General features: G+C 56.4%; 16 protein-coding genes, 2 tRNA genes and 2 rRNA genes. 9 read left to right on the forward strand and 11 right to left on the reverse strand.

What is annotated here, in order from left to right; genetic code table 11:
- The first annotated feature begins 32 nt into the window (after positions 1–32).
- The 3 genes from trpB to ACYZTW_RS01445 all read left to right on the forward strand — a co-directional run bounded on the left by trpB (position 33) and on the right by ACYZTW_RS01445 (position 2645).
- A complete protein-coding gene (trpB, locus tag ACYZTW_RS01435; protein WP_134421205.1) occupies positions 33–1268 on the forward strand; it encodes a tryptophan synthase subunit beta in 1236 nt (411 codons plus the stop codon).
- Positions 1268–2080, forward strand: a complete 813-nt coding sequence (gene trpA, locus ACYZTW_RS01440) for a tryptophan synthase subunit alpha (RefSeq protein WP_462003451.1) — start codon at positions 1268–1270, stop codon at positions 2078–2080. Before trpB ends, trpA begins: the two co-directional genes overlap by 1 nt.
- A gap of 121 nt (positions 2081–2201) precedes the next feature.
- Positions 2202–2645, forward strand: coding sequence for an anti-virulence regulator CigR family protein (locus tag ACYZTW_RS01445; RefSeq protein ID WP_462003452.1), 444 nt, complete (start codon positions 2202–2204; stop codon positions 2643–2645).
- Between the two features lie 43 nt (positions 2646–2688).
- On the opposite strand, the gene ACYZTW_RS01450 is transcribed toward ACYZTW_RS01445, so the two are convergent.
- From ACYZTW_RS01450 to ACYZTW_RS01500, 11 genes are all read right to left on the reverse strand, one after another.
- Positions 2689–4650 (reverse strand): DUF7844 domain-containing protein, encoded by a 1962-nt coding sequence (locus ACYZTW_RS01450; protein WP_462003453.1) that lies wholly within the window; start codon positions 4648–4650, stop codon positions 2689–2691.
- On the reverse strand, positions 4647–4967 hold the full coding sequence (locus ACYZTW_RS01455; protein ID WP_149628652.1) for a DUF2388 domain-containing protein: 321 nt from the start codon (positions 4965–4967) through the stop codon (positions 4647–4649). The genes ACYZTW_RS01450 and ACYZTW_RS01455 overlap by 4 nt, the downstream gene beginning before the upstream one ends.
- A 27-nt stretch (positions 4968–4994) precedes the next feature.
- Entirely contained in the window at positions 4995–5312 is a 318-nt protein-coding gene (locus tag ACYZTW_RS01460) for a DUF2388 domain-containing protein (protein WP_462003454.1), read from the reverse strand.
- Between the two features lie 107 nt (positions 5313–5419).
- Positions 5420–5737 (reverse strand): DUF2388 domain-containing protein, encoded by a 318-nt coding sequence (locus ACYZTW_RS01465; RefSeq protein WP_134421211.1) that lies wholly within the window; start codon positions 5735–5737, stop codon positions 5420–5422.
- A gap of 144 nt (positions 5738–5881) precedes the next feature.
- Positions 5882–6091: a DUF1127 domain-containing protein gene (locus tag ACYZTW_RS01470; RefSeq protein ID WP_462003455.1), complete on the reverse strand. Its 210-nt coding sequence runs from the start codon at positions 6089–6091 to the stop codon at positions 5882–5884.
- 258 nt (positions 6092–6349) lie between these two features.
- Positions 6350–6565, reverse strand: coding sequence for a DUF1127 domain-containing protein (locus tag ACYZTW_RS01475; RefSeq protein WP_008154465.1), 216 nt, complete (start codon positions 6563–6565; stop codon positions 6350–6352).
- A 319-nt stretch (positions 6566–6884) separates the two neighbouring features.
- Positions 6885–8378: an acetyl-CoA hydrolase/transferase family protein gene (locus tag ACYZTW_RS01480; RefSeq protein ID WP_462003456.1), complete on the reverse strand. Its 1494-nt coding sequence runs from the start codon at positions 8376–8378 to the stop codon at positions 6885–6887.
- Between the two features lie 180 nt (positions 8379–8558).
- The gene (locus ACYZTW_RS01485) at positions 8559–9995 is read right to left on the reverse strand and encodes an NAD(P)(+) transhydrogenase (Re/Si-specific) subunit beta (protein WP_462003457.1); all 1437 of its coding nucleotides are present in this window, start codon (positions 9993–9995) and stop codon (positions 8559–8561) included.
- Positions 9995–10318 (reverse strand): NAD(P) transhydrogenase subunit alpha part 2, encoded by a 324-nt coding sequence (locus tag ACYZTW_RS01490; RefSeq protein ID WP_017335806.1) that lies wholly within the window; start codon positions 10316–10318, stop codon positions 9995–9997. The genes ACYZTW_RS01485 and ACYZTW_RS01490 overlap by 1 nt, the downstream gene beginning before the upstream one ends.
- Before the next feature lie 15 nt (positions 10319–10333).
- Positions 10334–11455: a Re/Si-specific NAD(P)(+) transhydrogenase subunit alpha gene (locus tag ACYZTW_RS01495; RefSeq protein WP_008154472.1), complete on the reverse strand. Its 1122-nt coding sequence runs from the start codon at positions 11453–11455 to the stop codon at positions 10334–10336.
- 438 nt (positions 11456–11893) lie between these two features.
- A complete protein-coding gene (locus tag ACYZTW_RS01500; RefSeq protein WP_462003458.1) occupies positions 11894–12790 on the reverse strand; it encodes a LysR family transcriptional regulator in 897 nt (298 codons plus the stop codon).
- A gap of 157 nt (positions 12791–12947) precedes the next feature.
- Here ACYZTW_RS01500 and ACYZTW_RS01505 point away from each other — a divergent pair, with 157 nt between their 5' ends.
- The 6 genes from ACYZTW_RS01505 (at position 12948) to ACYZTW_RS01530 (ending at position 21012) form a co-directional block, all read left to right on the forward strand.
- Positions 12948–14129: an acyl-CoA dehydrogenase gene (locus ACYZTW_RS01505; RefSeq protein ID WP_462003459.1), complete on the forward strand. Its 1182-nt coding sequence runs from the start codon at positions 12948–12950 to the stop codon at positions 14127–14129.
- A 13-nt stretch (positions 14130–14142) separates the two neighbouring features.
- Positions 14143–15363 (forward strand): CaiB/BaiF CoA transferase family protein, encoded by a 1221-nt coding sequence (locus ACYZTW_RS01510; RefSeq protein WP_462003460.1) that lies wholly within the window; start codon positions 14143–14145, stop codon positions 15361–15363.
- A 642-nt stretch (positions 15364–16005) separates the two neighbouring features.
- Positions 16006–17544, forward strand: a 16S ribosomal RNA gene (locus ACYZTW_RS01515).
- 161 nt (positions 17545–17705) lie between these two features.
- Positions 17706–17782, forward strand: a tRNA-Ile gene (locus ACYZTW_RS01520).
- A gap of 27 nt (positions 17783–17809) precedes the next feature.
- Positions 17810–17885, forward strand: a tRNA-Ala gene (locus ACYZTW_RS01525).
- A 235-nt stretch (positions 17886–18120) separates the two neighbouring features.
- Positions 18121–21012: ribosomal RNA gene (locus ACYZTW_RS01530) — 23S ribosomal RNA — on the forward strand.
- The 16S and 23S rRNA genes sit together here with 2 tRNA genes alongside, the layout of an rRNA operon.
- The last annotated feature ends 4 nt before the right edge of the window (positions 21013–21016 follow it).

Below are 21016 nucleotides of genomic sequence, written 5' to 3' on the forward strand. Positions count from 1 at the left end.
GCATCATCCCACCCATTCAACCGGAGCGACTCATGACCCAGACTAATCTGCGCAACGGCCCCGACGCCAACGGCCTGTTTGGCGCGTTCGGCGGCCGTTATGTCGCTGAAACCCTGATGCCGTTGATCCTCGATCTGGCCCGTGAATACGAATTGGCCAAGGACGATCCTGCATTCAAAGAAGAATTGGCCTACTTCCAGCGTGACTACGTGGGTCGTCCAAGCCCACTGTACTTTGCCGAACGTCTGACAGAGTTCTGCGGCGGCGCGAAGATTTACCTCAAGCGCGAAGAGCTGAACCACACCGGCGCGCACAAGATCAACAACTGCATCGGCCAGATTCTGCTGGCGCGGCGCATGGGCAAGAAACGCATCATCGCCGAGACCGGCGCTGGCATGCACGGCGTGGCGACCGCCACCGTGGCTGCACGTTTTGGCCTCGATTGCGTGATTTACATGGGCACCACTGATATCGAACGTCAGCAGGCCAACGTATTTCGCATGAAGCTGCTGGGCGCCGAAGTGATCCCGGTCGTGGCCGGTACCGGCACCCTGAAAGATGCGATGAACGAAGCGCTGCGTGACTGGGTGACCAACGTCGACAGCACCTTCTACCTGATTGGCACTGTGGCCGGCCCGCACCCTTATCCGGCCATGGTTCGCGACTTCCAGGCCGTAATCGGCAAAGAAACCCGTACTCAACTGCAAGACCAGGAAGGTCGTCTGCCGGACAGCCTGGTGGCGTGCATCGGTGGCGGTTCCAACGCCATGGGCCTGTTCCACCCGTTCCTTGATGACAAAAGCGTCGAGATCATCGGCGTTGAAGCGGCCGGCTACGGTATTGAAACCGGCAAGCACGCCGCCAGCCTGAACGGCGGCGTACCGGGCGTACTGCACGGCAACCGTACCTTCCTGTTGCAGGACGACGATGGCCAGATCATCGACGCTCACTCGATCTCTGCCGGCCTCGACTATCCAGGCATCGGCCCGGAACACGCCTGGTTGCATGACATCGGCCGCGTTCAATACACCTCGGTAACCGACGACGAAGCCCTCGACGCGTTTCACAAATGCTGCCGCCTGGAAGGGATTATTCCTGCACTGGAAAGCGCCCATGCCCTGGCCGAAGTGTTCAAACGCGCACCAACCCTGCCAAAAGATCACCTGATGGTGGTCAACCTGTCCGGTCGCGGGGACAAAGACATGCAGACCGTGATGCACCACATGGAACACTCTCAGCAAGAGCAATCCAAGCAGGAGAAACACTGATGAGCCGCCTGCAAACGCGTTTTGCCGAACTCAAGGAACAGAATCGTGCCGCCCTGGTGACCTTCGTGACCGCTGGCGACCCGAGCTATGACACCTCGCTGGCGATCCTCAAAGGCTTGCCCGGCGCGGGTGCCGACGTGATCGAGTTGGGCATGCCCTTCACCGATCCAATGGCTGACGGCCCGGCAATCCAGTTGGCCAACATCCGTGCCCTCGGCGCCAAGCAGAACCTGGCGAAAACCCTGCAAATGGTTCGCGAGTTCCGTGAAGGCAATACCGAGACGCCGCTGGTGCTGATGGGTTACTTCAACCCGATCCACATGTATGGCGTGCCGCGGTTCATCGCCGACGCGAAAGAGGCCGGCGTTGACGGTCTGATCGTGGTCGACTTGCCGCCCGAGCATAACGGCGAGCTGTGCGACCCGGCCCAGGCTGCCGGTCTGGACTTCATCCGTCTGACCACCCCGACGACCGATGATGTGCGCCTGCCGACCGTTCTGAACGGCAGCTCAGGCTTCGTCTATTACGTGTCTGTTGCCGGTGTGACCGGTGCGGGCGCGGCGACGCTGGAGCATGTTGAAGAAGCGGTTGCGCGTCTGCGTCGCCACACCGATCTGCCGATCAGCATCGGTTTCGGTATTCGTACACCGGACCAAGCGGCGTCCATCGCGCGTCTGGCTGATGGCGTGGTGGTGGGGTCGGCGTTGATCGATCACATCGCCAATGCGTCGACTCCGGATCAAGCCATTGATGGTGTGTTGAGCCTTTGCTCGGCGCTGGCCGAAGGCGTGCGTAAAGCCCGCGTCAGCTGAAGGTAAAGTTCCTGATACAGAGGAATTAGAGCCTCGCGGCAGAGACTAAACAGCAAGACCGAGGGCTTCAGGACTACGTTCTGAAGCCCTTTTTGCTGTATGTGCAGTGAGGAAAGACCCGATGAAAATGCCGAAACGTCTGATTGCCAGCCTGGGTGTGCTGATGCTCAGTGCCACCCCGTTGCTGAATGCGAATGCCGATCAGCGCGACGATCACGACCGCGGCGGCCCGCAGCAGGGCCATTACGATAACCATGGCGACGATTACCGTGGCCCGCAGGACAATCATCGCGGCGGCCCTCCGCCACGGGACTTCGGCCCCGTGCGCCAGACTATCCACGATAACCATGGCTATTTCGTACGCGGTGCTCCGCCACCTCCGGGTATTCATCTGATGCGTGGCCGACCGCTGCCTCACGGCTATTACGGCGAACGCCTCGATAACCGGGCGTTGGGCCGGCTGCCGTATTACCCGGGGTACGAATGGCGACGGGCGGGCGGGGACATTGTGCTGATCGCCGTAGGAACCGGGATCGTTTATGAAATTCTGGAGGGCGTTTTGTAACGATGGATGGAAGTGCTTCGGACGATCTTTTGATTTTATGGCATTAAGGCAACTCCAACCCGCCGGATGCTTTATGCAACTTCCTCAGATGCTCGCCAACCTGCTTCAGGTTGGCTTCATTGGCGGCCATCTCGGCTGCACGGCTCGGTTCGAGCAGCGCTCTCACCTCTTTGTCCAGATCACCTGTGAGCGCCTGAAGCTGTTTCTGTCGCAGGCTGCTTTCCGATTCCAGGCGTTGCCACTCACTCGGCTGCGGCAATCCATAGCCACCGGTGCCGAGCAGCTCCGCCGGACGGCTGAGGAAGCCGCTGTTGGCAAGAATTTGCTGCAAAGTCGCATTGGCCTTGTCCATGCCGCCGTTCTTCAGTTCCCGAGCGCCCAGATAGCGCTGCTTTACTTCGTCCTGGGCCAGCACCAATTGTTGGCGGAAGGCTGCCTGCTCCAATAACAGCAAGGCTGCGCTGGTGCGCAAATCGGCTTGATCGATCCATTGCCGACGCTCTTCAGCTTTCAATGAGAGCCAGTCTTCGACCTTTTCCTGCTTGATCGGCAAGTGCTTCTTCAGCACTTCGAACATCGCTTGATAGCGATCGCGGAAGGAGTCAAATCGGTAGCCCAGGCGCAGCGCTTCTCGGGGATCGTCCAGCACGCTGGTGTCCGCCAGTCCGCGGCCCTTGAGCACTTCCAGCAAACCGTTGGGCATGATGCTGTCCAACCCGACCAGTTTTGTATTGTTGGTACTGCTACGCAGTAACTTCAGGCCCTCTACAGCGCAGTTATTGGACAGGAAGAAGTAGTTGCCGTCGTAACTCCAGTGCATTTCAGCGGCGTGTTCCACCACGTCTTCGATCTCGCCGCGAGACAGGTTCAGCGGCACCGAGGCCAGGCTGCGCAGTTCGGTTTTGGTGTATTCGTCGATCACCTGGGCCAGCGGCAGGACAAACAGGCGTGACGGATATTTGCCCACCAGTCCGTCCCAACTCGACAGCTGTACGTCACCGACGAAGGCGCGGTAGGACAACACCAGATGCTGATCCAGATCCAGACGACAATCCGGCCCACGGGGGCGGCCGGGTGCACAGATCACCAACCGCAACATGCTGTGACCCCAGCGGCTGACCCAGTTCTGGTTGGCTTCAGCCAGCAGATAGTCGACGGCGTAGACCCGTTCCGGATCGACCTGGCCCAGTGGCGTTTTGGCGAAATCGTTGCCGGCATTGAGAAAGGAGAAGGTTTTGCCGCAGGTGTCTTTCGCGGCGGGCGCCCAGCCGAAATGTTCTTTGTAGTAGCGGTACAACGCAGGACGGCGACAGGCATAGGCCGGGTCGAGAAGGAAATATTCCATGTTGACCGCGACGAACTCCTTGGGGCTGCTCGTCTCGTAAATGTCCGGGCTGCGGGCAATTTGCCGGTTGTACTGTTCGCGCTCGCCACGACGGCCGACATACTGTGGCCAGCCGGCGAGGTCGAGCAGGTGCGGGTCGTCGCTGAGCGTAAAGCGTCGGTCGGACTGGCCGCGGCATTGATCGGGAATGCCAATCAGCCCTGAGCTGCTGTTGCGCCGGGTGCATAGCTGAATCAGCGTGCGCTCCGCATCTGGCCACAGGCGCGAACGGTCATAGATGTGGGTGAGTTCATGCAACACCGTGGCAAGCATTTCGCGGCGCACGGTGCCATGGGGACGATAAGTCTTTTTGGTCGCGGCGCTGCCGTCAGTGAGGCTGGCAAGCAGGTTGCGGTTCAGATCGAGCTCGGACACCAGCGACGCCTGGCCGTAAGCGTTGCTCGGCATGTCATCGGTCCAGCCGACGTCGATGCGTCGGTCGAGCTGCTCGATGAACCGCGGCGGCAGCGCCTGCATGGCTTCATCGAGCAACGCCTGACTGGCCTGTTGTTGAGCGGGGCTGAGGCCGTCGGCTTTGAGCCTTAATTGCAAGTCAGCCTGGGCCGTGTTGCCGAGCAGCAACATGACCCCGGCCAACAGCCAGGCGACTGGCGACCTCACAGTGCGAGGATGGCTTCGGCGAGAACCTGATCACTGGCGTCGCGGGCTTCTGGTACGCGGGTGCGCAACGTGGTGAAGGCCGCTTCCAGGTGCGCGCCACGAATGTCGCCATCGCTGGCAACGAAACTGGCTGCATCGTCGTGGGCTTCACGAACGATCTTCGAGTCACGGATGGACGTCGTGGTATCGGAAGTGAAATCAAGGGTGCGCCGGGTGGCGTTGATGAGAATGTTACTGGTGGCAACCAGGGTGTGCGCCTGGGCCACATCGGCTAATAACAGCAGGCCAAGGGCGGCAACAATCAGGGGGCTACGCATGGAACGACTCCGCAAGAACAAGGATAACTATTGGACGAGAATTGCCTGCGCCAGTTCAAGGTCGCTGGCATGAAGTTTTGGCTGGGTCCGGCGCAGATAAATCAGGGCAGACTCCAGTTGTACTCCTCGCAGTTGGCCGTCACTGGCGATGAACGCTGCAGCGTCATCGTGTGCCGCGAGTAGCAGCTTACGATCGAAGGGGGCGGAGGCCACCATGCTTGTGGCGTAGCCGGTAGCGACGATGCCTTGTGTAGACAGGTTGAAAGCGTCAAATGCATGGGCCGAGCCTACCCAGCAGGCTGCCACGAAAAGCGGAGAGATCAACGGATTTGAAAGAAAACGCATGAGACTCGATAGCTGAAAGCAAGTCCCAAGGCTAGCGCAACGCCCGGTCTAGAGCCAGCGCTGAAACAGTAGGACACGGCGGGCGTGTCCCACGTCAGTGATGTCGCTTAGATAGTCAGTATGGCTTGCGCCAGTTGTGCATCAGTCGCGTTCAGCTGAGGTGCCTGGTGGCGAATATGGTCGAGTGCGCTTTCCAGTTTCACGCCACGAATGGCGCCTTCGCTGGCCACGAAGCTGGCGGCGTCGTCACGGGCGGCGCGCACGATTTTGTCATCGCGAAAGGAAGAAGTGACATCAGAGGTCGCATCGGACGTGGCCTTGAGCGCGTCGACGACGGTATCGGTGGTCACGATAAAGCTGGAGGCGTGGGAATTGGCAGCCACGGCAAGCAGGGCTGCAGCGCTGAGCAGACGAAGACGGGACATGGTGAAACTCCTTTGAAAAACCGATTGAGAGGTGGCGCATTGCCTGGTGAGTCAGACGCCTGTCATGCAGCGTTCGCCACGTTCTATCTGGATATTAGGCCTTTGAGTATCGGTTCGAACAGTCCCGTCTGTTCCAGTAGGAAGCTAGCGCCAGAACGGTTTATCCAGTTCGTTGAGACGATCCGAGAGGCTGATATTCAAGTCTGAGAGCTGCCGGTCATTGAGTTGGCCCAACAAACGCCGGGTTCTGGCCCTTTCAAGGCTGTTGGCGAGGCCCCTCAGCAATCTACGAACCCAGTGGGAGCGAGGCGTTGAGTGAGGCGTGGAAACGGAAAAGTTCAGTAAGTGATTCATGGCGCGGTCCTTTTGCTGGCAGTTCGGGATTTCATGGTGATCCCGCCCTCTCTTGCGCAACAGACACACTGCACTAAAATTGTACTGGTTAAGTTGTATAAATAGTAAAACTGTACCTGTGAAGTGATATCTATTCTGTATGACCCATGTTGAGGGTCCAAAACGACAAAGCCCGTCGTGGTTTCCCACGACGGGCTTTGTTTTTTCAATTTGGAGTGCTGGCGGTGGACCCGGTGGGTCAGAGCCAGCGACGCTAACTTAGCGCCAGAACGGCTTGCTCAGCTCTTCGTAGCGTTGTGCTTCGCTAATCCCTGCGTCAGCCAGCAGACGCGAATCCAGACGAGCCAGTTGGTGGCGGCTGGAGATGCGGCGCTGCCACAGCATCAGGTTGGCGAGAACGCGAAGAGGCGTGGAAGCCTGGGTTTTTACAGCGTTGTCTTCGAAAAACAGCTCGGAACTGAGTGTACGTTCCATGGTTGACATCCTTCCGCTTATGGCGGGATTAGGTAGTGGTTTAACTGATGCCAATGATCCTCTCGTTTGGCCAGTCTCTCTAGATACAGTTCACCTGTATTGTGAGGGACCAGTTAACTGTTAAAGGGTGGTGTACTGGTCAAAATTGAGGCAACTGTACCTATCAGCACCAATATGGTGCATTTTTGGTAAATTGACTCGGAAAGGTAGGCAATTACGGTAGGAAAAGACCAGTACAGCAGTACAGTTTTATTCAGTATTTAGTCTGGCAACAGCAAGCTGACGAAACTGTGTTTGCGTCAGCTGCTATCTGTACCAATTACTCCGCGAGCATCCGCCCGGTTTCTTCCAGGTTGATGTGCCAGCTCAGGGCATCGCGCAGGATGTGCGGCGTGTGACCGCCGAGAGCACAAGCGGCTGTGAAGTAGTCATCCAGGGCTTGGCGATAGTCCGGGTGCACGCAGTTATCGATGATGACCCGAGCACGCTCTCGCGGCGCCAGGCCACGCAAGTCCGCCAGACCGATCTCGGTGACAAGGATGTCGACGTCATGCTCAGTGTGGTCGACGTGGCTGACCATCGGCACCACGCTGGAGATCGCGCCGCCCTTGGCGATCGACTTGGTCACGAAGATCGCCAAATGCGCATTGCGCGCAAAGTCGCCCGAGCCGCCAATGCCGTTCATCATCCGCGTGCCGCAGATGTGGGTAGAGTTGACGTTGCCATACAGGTCGAACTCAAGCGCCGTGTTGATGCCGATGATGCCGAGCCGGCGCACCACTTCCGGGTGGTTGGAAATTTCTTGCGGGCGCAGCACCAGTTTGTCCTTGTAGCGCTCAAGGTTGCCGAAAACATCGGTATTGCGACGGCTCGACAAGGTGATCGAACTGCCCGAAGCAAAGCTCAGCTTCCCGGCGTCGATCAGATCGAACGTCGAATCCTGCAACACTTCTGAGTACATCGTCAGGTCTTCGAACGGCGAGTCGATCAGGCCGCACATCACCGAGTTGGCGATGTTACCAATCCCGGCTTGCAGCGGGCCGAGCTTGTTGGTCATGCGCCCGGCAGCCACTTCCTGCTTGAAGAAGTCGATCAGGTGGTCGGCAATGGCCTGAGTATCAACGTCCGGCGGCAGCACAGTGGACGGCGAGTCGGACTGATTGGTGATCACGATAGCGACAATCTTTTCCGGCGGAATCGGGATGGCCGTGCTGCCAATGCGATCGTCGACCTTCACCAGCGGGATCGGCGTGCGGGTCGGCCGATAGGTCGGGATATAGATGTCGTGCAGTCCTTCGAGATTCGGGTTGTGCGCCAGGTTGATCTCGACGATCACCTGTTTGGCGAAAATCGCGAAGCTGGCCGAGTTACCCACCGAAGTGGTCGGCACGATATGGCCCTGCTCGGTAATCGCCACAGCCTCAATCACCGCGATGTCCGGCAGTTTGAGCTGCTGGTTGCGCAACTGCTCAACGGTTTCCGAAAGATGCTGGTCAATGAACATCACTTCGCCGGCGTTAATAGCCTTGCGCAGGGTGCTGTCGACCTGGAAGGGCATGCGTCGCGACAGTACGCCGGCTTCGGTGAGCTGTTTATCGAGGTCGTTGCCCAGGCTGGCGCCGGTCATCAGCGTGATTTTCAGCGGGGTGATTTTGGCGCGTTCGGCCAATGCGTGGGGCACGGCCTTGGCTTCACCGGCGCGGGTGAAACCGCTCATGCCGACGGTCATGCCGTCTTGAATCAGAGCGGCAGCGTCAGCGGCGCTCATCACCTTATCCAACAACGAAGGCAAGCGAATACGATCACGGTACATGGATTGTTATCTCGGGCAACGAAAGCAAGGTGTGCAGTTTAGTGATTTCAAAAAAAATCCTCCCGCTACCATGGTCGAATGCAGAGCCCTGATTTAGAGCCTTTGGTCGGTTTTTAGCGGGTAATAAAAAACCCCAGCCTACTAAAGGCTGAGGTTTTTGGTATTGCGTTGGAGCAGGTTTTACTCGACGGCTTTGACCATGTCTTCGATGACTTTCTTGGCGTCGCCGAAGACCATCATGGTTTTGTCGAGGTAGAACAGTTCGTTGTCCAGGCCGGCATAGCCGCTGGCCATCGAGCGCTTGTTGACGATCACGGTCTTGGCTTTATAGGCCTCGAGAATCGGCATGCCGGCAATTGGCGATTTCGGATCGTTCTTCGCGGCCGGGTTGACCACGTCGTTGGCGCCGAGCACCAGCACCACGTCGGTCTGACCGAACTCGGAGTTAATGTCATCCATCTCGAACACTTGCTCGTAAGGCACTTCGGCCTCGGCCAGCAGGACGTTCATGTGCCCTGGCATCCGACCGGCCACCGGGTGGATCGCAAACTTCACGGTGACTCCCCGGTGAGTCAGCTTCTCCGCCAGTTCCATCAGTGAGTGTTGGGCGCGTGCCACCGCCAGGCCATAACCCGGAACGATGATCACGGTGTCGGCGTTGGTCAGCAGGAAGGTCGCATCGTCAGCCGAACCGGATTTCACCGGACGGGCCTCTTTCGAACCTGCCGGGCCAGCTGCATCTGCCGTGTTGCCGAAACCGCCGAGCAATACGTTGAAGAACGAACGGTTCATCGCCTTGCACATGATGTACGAGAGGATCGCACCGGATGAACCCACCAGCGAACCGGCAATGATCAGCATCGAGTTGTTCAGCGAGAAGCCGATACCTGCCGCTGCCCAGCCGGAGTAGCTGTTGAGCATCGACACCACCACCGGCATATCGGCGCCGCCGATCGGGATGATGATCAGCACACCCATCACGAAGGCCAGGGCCAGCATGATGGCGAAAGCACCGAGGTTGCCAGTCATCATGAAGGTGATGCCCAGGCCGAGCGTGGCCAAGCCCAACATCAGGTTCAGCTTGTGCTGGCCGCCGAACTGCACGGGTGCGCCCTGGAACAGGCGGAACTTGTACTTGCCCGACAGCTTGCCGAACGCGATCACCGAACCGGAGAAGGTGATTGCACCGATGGCGGCTCCGAGGAACAGCTCCAGGCGGTTACCGGCAGGAATCGAATCACCCAGTTGCTTGACGATACCCAGCGATTGCGGCTCAACAACAGCAGCGATGGCAATGAACACCGCGGCCATACCGATCATGCTGTGCATGAAGGCGACCAGTTCCGGCATCTTGGTCATTTCAACGCGTTTGGCCATGATCGAGCCGGCGGTGCCGCCGACCAACAGACCAACAATGACGTAGCCGATGCCAGCAGTAGCCAGCTCAGCACCCAGCTTATAGATGAGGCCGACGGTGGTGATGATCGCCAGCGCCATGCCGAGCATGCCGTACACATTGCCGCGCCGCGACGTGGTCGGGTGCGACAGGCCTTTCAGGGCCTGGATGAAGCAGATCGACGCGATCAAGTAGAGCGTCGTGACGAGATTCATGCTCATTACTTGGACGCCTCTTCTTTTACCGCTTTCGGGGCTTTTTTCTTGAACATCTCAAGCATCCTGCGGGTGACCAGGAAGCCACCAAACACGTTCACCGCTGCCAGAGCCACGGCCAGGGTGCCCATGGTTTTGCCCAGTGGCGTCACGGTCAATGCCGCCGCCAGCATGGCGCCGACGATTACGATCGCCGAGATCGCGTTGGTTACCGCCATCAAAGGCGTGTGCAGTGCAGGTGTAACGTTCCAGACCACGTGATAACCGACATAAATCGCCAGCACGAAGATGATCAGGTTGTAGATACCGGGGGAGATAAGCTCTTCCATCGTCTGAATCCCTGCTTAGGCGTTTTTGCGGATGACTTGGCCGTCGCGGCACATCAGGCACGCGGCGACGATGTCGTCTTCGAGGTTGATCTCGAACTGGCCTTCTTTGTTGAAGACCAGCTTCAGGAAGTCCAGCAGGTTGCGCGCGTACAGTGCCGAAGCGTCTGCCGCGACTGCGCCGGCCAGATTGGTCGGGCCGCAAATGATCACGCCATTCTCGACGACGACCTGGTCAGCCACGGTCAGTGGGCAGTTACCACCCTGGGCTGCCGCGAGGTCGATGACCACCGAGCCTGGCTTCATCTGTGCCACGGTTTCCGCGCTCAAGAGCGTCGGCGCCTTACGGCCCGGAATCAGTGCGGTGGTGATGACAATGTCAGCTTGCTTGGCGCGTTCGTGCACGGCCAGGGCCTGGCGCTGCATCCAGCTGGCGGGCATTGGCCGCGCGTAACCGCCGACACCGACGGCGCATTCGCGCTCTTCATCGGTTTCGTAAGGTACGTCGACGAACTTGGCACCGAGGGATTCGATTTGCTCTTTTACCGCAGGACGCACGTCAGACGCTTCGATCACTGCACCCAGACGTTTCGCCGTAGCGATTGCCTGCAAACCAGCTACGCCTGCGCCGAGAATCAGCACGCGTGCCGCTTTCACGGTACCCGCAGCGGTCATCAGCATCGGCATGAAGCGAGGATAGTGGTGAGCGGCCAACAACACGGCTTTATAGCCGGCAATGTTTGCCTGAGAGGACAGCACATCCAGGCTCTGAGCGCGGGAGGTACGCGGCGCGGCTTCCAGCGCAAACGCGGTAATGCCGCACTCAGCCAGCTTGGCAATGGTTTCATTGCTGAACGGATTGAGCATGCCCACCACAACGGTGCCGCTTTTTATCAGCGTCAGTTCGCTGTCGCTGGGGGCGACCACCTTGAGAATCAGCTCGGCACCAAACGCATCGTTGGCGCTGCCAATAATTGCGCCTGCCGCTTCATAGGCACTGTCGACAACGCTGGCGTTAATGCCGGCGCCGCTTTGCACAGTGACCTTATGACCCTGGCCGATCAGCTTCTTGATGGTTTCCGGGGTTGCAGCAACCCGTGTTTCACCGGTCTGGGTTTCGAGAGGAACACCAATGTGCACGTCAAATCTCCTGCGTGATCTTATTGAGTAAACCCAGGCACTTCGGATGGTGCGGCTGGGGGCGGCCGATCAGCACGATCCCGCCAAATCAAGGCGGGGCGCGGCATTTTGCAGGCGAACTTAGTGCCCTTCAAGGGTTTATGACGGGTGACGGAAAATTAACTACAAGTCACCCCGTGACCGAATGTCGCAACAACCCGGTTCAATCCCTTGCAGGCCGTGCCTTGTAAGGATTCTGGTGAAAATTGAAGAATTTACACATCGGTACGGTGAATGAGTTGTCATTGCATCCAAATAGAGGCTCAAAGCCATGTAGTCAGGCACTTGTGGGACGGTTGTACTGCTTGTTGGTACAGTTTTCGATATGCGACAAATACTTATATCTGTAGTGCTTTGATTTTGCTTACTACAAGCCGGGCTAATACGTTAAAGCCTTTATCACTCTAGGTTGTAGCTGTGTGCCTGACTCACCAACCAATCGCGAAATGCCCTTAAAGAGGCCGATTCCACCTTCCGCTCAGGAATCATCAGGTAATACGCCTTGATGCTTGATAACGCTTGGGCGTTGGCAATGACCAGGCGGTTCTCGGCCAGTTCGCGTTGAATCAGGAACGGTGGAATCAGCGCTATTCCCATATCGTGCATGGCCGCTTGGGCAAGCATGGAGAATAGCTCGTAGCGCGGCCCTGTCATGTCTCGAGGGACATTTAGGTTTTGAGAGTTGAACCACTGGCGCCAGGCATAAGGGCGAGTGGTCTGCTGCAACAGGGGTAATTCGGCAATGTCGCCGGGAGACAGCTTTGTCTTTTTCCCCAGTAGGTTGGGGCTGCACACCGGCATCGGATTTTCACCCATCAGCCTGTGGGATTCGGTACCCGACCAGTCCGCGTCGCCAAAATAGATAGCGGCATCGAAGTCGGTGTCGGCAAACAGGAAGGGGCGCGTTCGGTTGGTGAGGTTGACCGTCACTTCCGGGTGTTTTTGCTGGAAGTCCTTGAGTCGTGGCAGCAGCCATTGAGTGCCGAAGGTTGGAACCACCGCCAGCTCAATCACGTTGGCACCTTGTTGGCCCATCACTGACAAAGTGTCCCGTTCAACGGCATCGAGTTGGGTGGCTACCCGGCGGCTGTAGGAGAGACCGGCCTCCGTCAGCTTGACCCCACGTCGCGAGCGTCGGAACAGTTCTACGCTGAGGAACTCCTCAAGACTGGCGATCTGTCGGCAAATGGCGCCTTGAGTGAGCGAAAGCTCCTGAGCTGCCTTGGTAAAACTTTCGTGTCGAGCTGCCGCCTCAAAGCTGATCAGGGCAGTTGTACTGGGGATTTTCCTGCGCATGTACGTCAACCTCACTAATACACCGCATAAAAGCTATTTTGCGATGTTTCGGAGTGAGAAATTAGCACAACAGTATGCAAAATCCTCGTTTGCCGTGACGCCAAACCCGGCCTAGGATCAGCCCACGTTATTTGACCCGATTCGAGAGGACACACTCATGGGCGGTAAAGCTAGCTTCAACTGGATCGATCCCCTGCTGCTGGATCAACAGCTCACCGAAGAAGAACGCATGATCCGCGACACTGCTGAGCAATTCGCTCAGCAGAAGCTCGCGCCGCGTGTTCTCGAAGCTTTCCGCCATGAAAAGACCGACCCGGCGATCTTCCGCGAGATGGGTGAAGTCGGCCTGTTGGGCGCAACGATCCCTGAGCAGTATGGTGGTAGCGGCTTGAACTACGTCAGCTACGGCCTGATCGCCCGTGAAGTTGAGCGTGTCGACTCCGGCTATCGCTCGATGATGAGTGTGCAGTCCTCGTTGGTCATGGTGCCGATCAATGAATTCGGTACCGAAGCACAGAAGCAGAAGTACCTGCCAAAACTGGCCTCAGGCGAATGGATTGGCTGCTTCGGTCTGACCGAACCTGACCACGGTTCCGACCCGGGCGCGATGATTACTCGTGCGCGCAAAGTGGAAGGCGGCTACAGCCTGACCGGCAACAAGATGTGGATCACCAACAGCCCGATTGCCGATGTGTTCGTGGTCTGGGGCAAGGACGACGCCGGCGACATCCGTGGCTTCGTTCTGGAGAAAGGCTGGAAAGGCCTGAGTGCTCCTGCGATTCACGGCAAGGTTGGCCTGCGTGCATCCATCACCGGCGAGATCGTCATGGACAACGTGTTTGTCCCTGAAGAGAACATCTTCCCGGATGTCCGTGGCTTGAAAGGCCCTTTTACTTGCCTCAACTCGGCACGTTACGGCATTTCCTGGGGTGCGCTGGGCGCGGCCGAATTCTGCTGGCACACCGCTCGCCAGTACACCCTGGATCGTCAGCAGTTCGGACGCCCACTGGCCGCCACTCAGCTGATCCAGAAGAAACTGGCCGATATGCAGACTGAAATCACCTTGGCGCTGCAAGGCTGCCTGCGCCTGGGTCGTATGAAAGATGAAGGTACTGCGGCGGTCGAGATCACTTCGATGATGAAGCGCAACTCCTGCGGCAAGTCCTTGGACATTGCTCGCATGGCGCGCGACATGCTGGGTGGTAACGGTATTTCCGATGAGTTCGGTGTTGCTCGCCACTTGGTCAACCTGGAAGTGGTGAATACCTATGAAGGTACGCATGACGTCCATGCACTGATCCTCGGTCGTGCGCAGACGGGCATCCAGGCGTTCTATTAATAGGAGAACGGCCATGGGCGCGCTTTCGCATCTACGGGTACTGGATTTATCGCGGGTGCTGGCCGGGCCTTGGGCCGGACAGATTCTTGCTGACCTCGGCGCTGAGGTGATCAAGGTCGAGCGCCCGGGCAATGGCGATGACACGCGCGCCTGGGGGCCTCCTTTTCTTAAAGATGCTTATGGCGAGAACACCAGCGAGGCCGCCTATTACTTGTCGGCCAATCGCAACAAGCAATCGGTCACCATCGACTTCACGCACCCGGAAGGGCAAAAGCTGGTGCGTGAGTTGGCGGCCAAGTCCGACATCCTCATCGAGAACTTCAAAGTCGGTGGCCTGGCGGCTTATGGGCTGGATTATGAGTCGTTAAAGGCGATCAATCCTAATCTGATCTATTGCTCGATTACCGGGTTTGGTCAGACGGGCCCTTACGCCAAGCGCGCGGGTTATGACTTTATGATCCAGGGGCTGGGCGGTCTGATGAGCCTGACTGGGCGGCCCGAAGGCGATGAAGGTGCCGGGCCGGTAAAAGTCGGCGTGGCGCTGACGGACATCTTGACCGGGCTCTACTCGACGGTGGCGATTCTGGCGGCACTGGCTCATCGGGATCATGACGGGGGCGGTCAGCATATTGATATGGCGCTGTTGGATGTTCAGGTGGCTTGTCTGGCTAACCAGGCAATGAATTACCTGACTACTGGCAACGCTCCGAAGCGCCTGGGTAATGCTCATCCGAATATCGTGCCTTATCAGGACTTTCCTACGGCGGATGGAGACTTCATCCTCACCGTGGGCAATGACGGACAGTTTCGCAAGTTTGCTGAAGTGGCTGGTCAGCCGCAGTGGGCAGATGATCCGCGCTTTGCGACCAACAAATTGCGGGTGGCGAATCGTGCGGTGTTGATTCCGCTTATCCGCCAGGCGACGGTGTTCAAGACGACTGCTGAGTGGGTGCTGCAGCTGGAGCAGGCAGGAGTACCGTGCGGGCCGATCAATGATCTGGCTCAGATGTTTGCGGATCCACAGGTTAAGGCGCGCGGGTTGGCGATCGAGCTGCCTCATGTGCTGGCCGGGATGGTGCCGCAGGTGGCGAGTCCGATTCGTCTGTCTGAAACGCCTGTGGAGTATCGCAATGCGCCCCCTTTATTGGGCGAGCACACGTTGGAGGTTCTGCAGCGGGTGTTGGGTCTGGATGCTGGCGCGGTGGCGGCTTTCAAAGAAGCTGGGGTGCTCTGAGGATTTCTTCTATATAGAGGGAGTGGTTTTGCTCTCCTATATAGAGAGGAAACGGGCTGTTTTCCGGCGATCTGCAAGTATTTGATAGAAAAGCGTAATTAGGGGTTGACGGCAGATTCTGGAAGTCTATAATTCGCCCCACTTCCGGCGCAGTCGAAACGGAAAACTCCTTGGTAAACAAAGAGTTATGCAGTTTTCGGCGGCCAGTTGCTTCAGTTCATCGAAGCCCGGAAGGAGTTGAAAGAGCGGGGTTGTTTGGCTCTTTTAACGGTTCGATCTTCTCGGTCGAAAGCGGTGAAAAAGAGGTGTTGACAGCAGCGAGTAACGCTGTAGAATTCGCCTCCCGCTAACGAGAGATCGAAAGCGCAAGTGGTTGAAGTTGCAAAGGAAACTTTGAAAACTTCGAAAAATAACCGCTTGACAGCAACAGAGGCTGCTGTAGAATGCGCGCCTCGGTTGAGACGAAAGATCTTAACCAACCGCTCTTTAACAACTGAATCAAGCAATTCGTGTGGGTGCTTGTGGAGTCAGACTGATAGTCAACAAGATTATCAGCATCACAAGTTACTCCGCGAGAAATCAAAGATGTAACCAACGATTGCTGAGCCAAGTTTAGGGTTTCTTAAAAACCCAAAGATGTTTGAACTGAAGAGTTTGATCATGGCTCAGATTGAACGCTGGCGGCAGGCCTAACACATGCAAGTCGAGCGGCAGCACGGGTACTTGTACTTGGTGGCGAGCGGCGGACGGGTGAGTAATGCCTAGGAATCTGCCTGGTAGTGGGGGATAACGCTCGGAAACGGACGCTAATACCGCATACGTCCTACGGGAGAAAGCAGGGGACCTTCGGGCCTTGCGCTATCAGATGAGCCTAGGTCGGATTAGCTAGTTGGTGAGGTAATGGCTCACCAAGGCGACGATCCGTAACTGGTCTGAGAGGATGATCAGTCACACTGGAACTGAGACACGGTCCAGACTCCTACGGGAGGCAGCAGTGGGGAATATTGGACAATGGGCGAAAGCCTGATCCAGCCATGCCGCGTGTGTGAAGAAGGTCTTCGGATTGTAAAGCACTTTAAGTTGGGAGGAAGGGCATTAACCTAATACGTTGGTGTCTTGACGTTACCGACAGAATAAGCACCGGCTAACTCTGTGCCAGCAGCCGCGGTAATACAGAGGGTGCAAGCGTTAATCGGAATTACTGGGCGTAAAGCGCGCGTAGGTGGTTCGTTAAGTTGGATGTGAAATCCCCGGGCTCAACCTGGGAACTGCATTCAAAACTGTCGAGCTAGAGTATGGTAGAGGGTGGTGGAATTTCCTGTGTAGCGGTGAAATGCGTAGATATAGGAAGGAACACCAGTGGCGAAGGCGACCACCTGGACTGATACTGACACTGAGGTGCGAAAGCGTGGGGAGCAAACAGGATTAGATACCCTGGTAGTCCACGCCGTAAACGATGTCAACTAGCCGTTGGGAGCCTTGAGCTCTTAGTGGCGCAGCTAACGCATTAAGTTGACCGCCTGGGGAGTACGGCCGCAAGGTTAAAACTCAAATGAATTGACGGGGGCCCGCACAAGCGGTGGAGCATGTGGTTTAATTCGAAGCAACGCGAAGAACCTTACCAGGCCTTGACATCCAATGAACTTTCCAGAGATGGATGGGTGCCTTCGGGAACATTGAGACAGGTGCTGCATGGCTGTCGTCAGCTCGTGTCGTGAGATGTTGGGTTAAGTCCCGTAACGAGCGCAACCCTTGTCCTTAGTTACCAGCACGTTATGGTGGGCACTCTAAGGAGACTGCCGGTGACAAACCGGAGGAAGGTGGGGATGACGTCAAGTCATCATGGCCCTTACGGCCTGGGCTACACACGTGCTACAATGGTCGGTACAGAGGGTTGCCAAGCCGCGAGGTGGAGCTAATCCCAGAAAACCGATCGTAGTCCGGATCGCAGTCTGCAACTCGACTGCGTGAAGTCGGAATCGCTAGTAATCGCGAATCAGAATGTCGCGGTGAATACGTTCCCGGGCCTTGTACACACCGCCCGTCACACCATGGGAGTGGGTTGCACCAGAAGTAGCTAGTCTAACCTTCGGGAGGACGGTTACCACGGTGTGATTCATGACTGGGGTGAAGTCGTAACAAGGTAGCCGTAGGGGAACCTGCGGCTGGATCACCTCCTTAATCGACGACATCAGCTGCTCCATAAGTTCCCACACGAATTGCTTGATTCATTGAAGAAGACGATAAGAAGCAGCCCTAACAGGTTGTAGCTTAGTTGGTTGGAGCGCACCCCATGCTTTGTGGTAAAGAGCAGGGTGAGGTCGGCCTTAAAGCTCGAAATTGGGTCTGTAGCTCAGTTGGTTAGAGCGCACCCCTGATAAGGGTGAGGTCGGCAGTTCGAATCTGCCCAGACCCACCAATTTTGTGTGGGAACCTGTAGTAATACGGGGCCATAGCTCAGCTGGGAGAGCGCCTGCCTTGCACGCAGGAGGTCAACGGTTCGATCCCGTTTGGCTCCACCACTACTGCTTCTGTTGTTGAAAGCTTAGAAATGAGCATTCCATCGTTGAGATGGTGAATGTTGATTTCTAGTCTTTGGCTAGATCGTTCTTTAAAAATTTGGGTATGTGATAGAAAGATAGACTGGACCACACTTTCACTGGTGTGGGATCAGGCTAAGGTAAAATTTGTGAGTTAAATTGCGAATTTTCGGCGAATGTCGTCTTCACAGTATAACCAGATTGCTTGGGGTTATATGGTCAAGTGAAGAAGCGCATACGGTGGATGCCTTGGCAGTCAGAGGCGATGAAAGACGTGGTAGCCTGCGAAAAGCTTCGGGGAGTCGGCAAACAGACTTTGATCCGGAGATGTCTGAATGGGGGAACCCAGCCATCATAAGATGGTTATCTTAAGCTGAATACATAGGCTTAAGAGGCGAACCAGGGGAACTGAAACATCTAAGTACCCTGAGGAAAAGAAATCAACCGAGATTCCCTTAGTAGTGGCGAGCGAACGGGGACTAGCCCTTAAGTGGCTTTGAGATTAGCGGAACGCTCTGGAAAGTGCGGCCATAGTGGGTGATAGCCCTGTACGCGAAAATCTCTTAGTCATGAAATCGAGTAGGACGGAGCACGAGAAACTTTGTCTGAATATGGGGGGACCATCCTCCAAGGCTAAATACTACTGACTGACCGATAGTGAACTAGTACCGTGAGGGAAAGGCGAAAAGAACCCCGGAGAGGGGAGTGAAATAGATCCTGAAACCGTATGCGTACAAGCAGTGGGAGCCCACTTTGTTGGGTGACTGCGTACCTTTTGTATAATGGGTCAGCGACTTATTTTCAGTGGCGAGCTTAACCGAATAGGGGAGGCGTAGCGAAAGCGAGTCTTAATAGGGCGTCTAGTCGCTGGGAATAGACCCGAAACCGGGCGATCTATCCATGGGCAGGTTGAAGGTTGGGTAACACTAACTGGAGGACCGAACCGACTACCGTTGAAAAGTTAGCGGATGACCTGTGGATCGGAGTGAAAGGCTAATCAAGCTCGGAGATAGCTGGTTCTCCTCGAAAGCTATTTAGGTAGCGCCTCATGTATCACTGTAGGGGGTAGAGCACTGTTTCGGCTAGGGGGTCATCCCGACTTACCAAACCGATGCAAACTCCGAATACCTACAAGTGCCGAGCATGGGAGACACACGGCGGGTGCTAACGTCCGTCGTGAAAAGGGAAACAACCCAGACCGTCAGCTAAGGTCCCAAAGTTATGGTTAAGTGGGAAACGATGTGGGAAGGCTTAGACAGCTAGGAGGTTGGCTTAGAAGCAGCCACCCTTTAAAGAAAGCGTAATAGCTCACTAGTCGAGTCGGCCTGCGCGGAAGATGTAACGGGGCTCAAACCATACACCGAAGCTACGGGTATCACTTAGGTGATGCGGTAGAGGAGCGTTCTGTAAGCCTGTGAAGGTGAGTTGAGAAGCTTGCTGGAGGTATCAGAAGTGCGAATGCTGACATGAGTAACGACAATGGGTGTGAAAAACACCCACGCCGAAAGACCAAGGTTTCCTGCGCAACGTTAATCGACGCAGGGTTAGTCGGTCCCTAAGGCGAGGCTGAAAAGCGTAGTCGATGGAAAACAGGTTAATATTCCTGTACTTCTGGTTATTGCGATGGAGGGACGGAGAAGGCTAGGCCAGCTTGGCGTTGGTTGTCCAAGTTTAAGGTGGTAGGCTGGAATCTTAGGTAAATCCGGGATTCTAAGGCCGAGAGCTGATGACGAGTTACCCTCTGGGTGACGAAGTGGTTGATGCCATGCTTCCAAGAAAAGCTTCTAAGCTTCAGGTAACCAGGAACCGTACCCCAAACCGACACAGGTGGTTGGGTAGAGAATACCAAGGCGCTTGAGAGAACTCGGGTGAAGGAACTAGGCAAAATGGCACCGTAACTTCGGGAGAAGGTGCGCCGGTGAGGGTGAAGCATTTACTGCGTAAGCCCATGCCGGTCGAAGATACCAGGCCGCTGCGACTGTTTATTAAAAACACAGCACTCTGCAAACACGAAAGTGGACGTATAGGGTGTGACGCCTGCCCGGTGCCGGAAGGTTAATTGATGGGGTTAGCTAACGCGAAGCTCTTGATCGAAGCCCCGGTAAACGGCGGCCGTAACTATAACGGTCCTAAGGTAGCGAAATTCCTTGTCGGGTAAGTTCCGACCTGCACGAATGGCGTAACGATGGCGGCGCTGTCTCCACCCGAGACTCAGTGAAATTGAAATCGCTGTGAAGATGCAGTGTATCCGCGGCTAGACGGAAAGACCCCGTGAACCTTTACTATAGCTTTGCACTGGACTTTGAATTTGCTTGTGTAGGATAGGTGGGAGGCTTTGAAGCGTGGACGCCAGTTCGCGTGGAGCCAACCTTGAAATACCACCCTGGCAACTTTGAGGTTCTAACTCAGGTCCGTTATCCGGATCGAGGACAGTGTATGGTGGGTAGTTTGACTGGGGCGGTCTCCTCCTAAAGAGTAACGGAGGAGTACGAAGGTGCGCTCAGACCGGTCGGAAATCGGTCGTAGAGTATAAAGGCAAAAGCGCGCTTGACTGCGAGACAGACACGTCGAGCAGGTACGAAAGTAGGTCTTAGTGATCCGGTGGTTCTGTATGGAAGGGCCATCGCTCAACGGATAAAAGGTACTCCGGGGATAACAGGCTGATACCGCCCAAGAGTTCATATCGACGGCGGTGTTTGGCACCTCGATGTCGGCTCATCACATCCTGGGGCTGAAGCCGGTCCCAAGGGTATGGCTGTTCGCCATTTAAAGTGGTACGCGAGCTGGGTTTAGAACGTCGTGAGACAGTTCGGTCCCTATCTGCCGTGGACGTTTGAGATTTGAGAGGGGCTGCTCCTAGTACGAGAGGACCGGAGTGGACGAACCTCTGGTGTTCCGGTTGTCACGCCAGTGGCATTGCCGGGTAGCTATGTTCGGAATAGATAACCGCTGAAAGCATCTAAGCGGGAAACTAGCCTCAAGATGAGATCTCACTGGGACCTTGAGTCCCCTGAAGGGCCGTCGAAGACTACGACGTTGATAGGTTGGGTGTGTAAGCGCTGTGAGGCGTTGAGCTAACCAATACTAATTGCCCGTGAGGCTTGACCATATAA

The sequence above is a fragment of the Pseudomonas sp. LB3P25 genome (assembly GCF_054897985.1).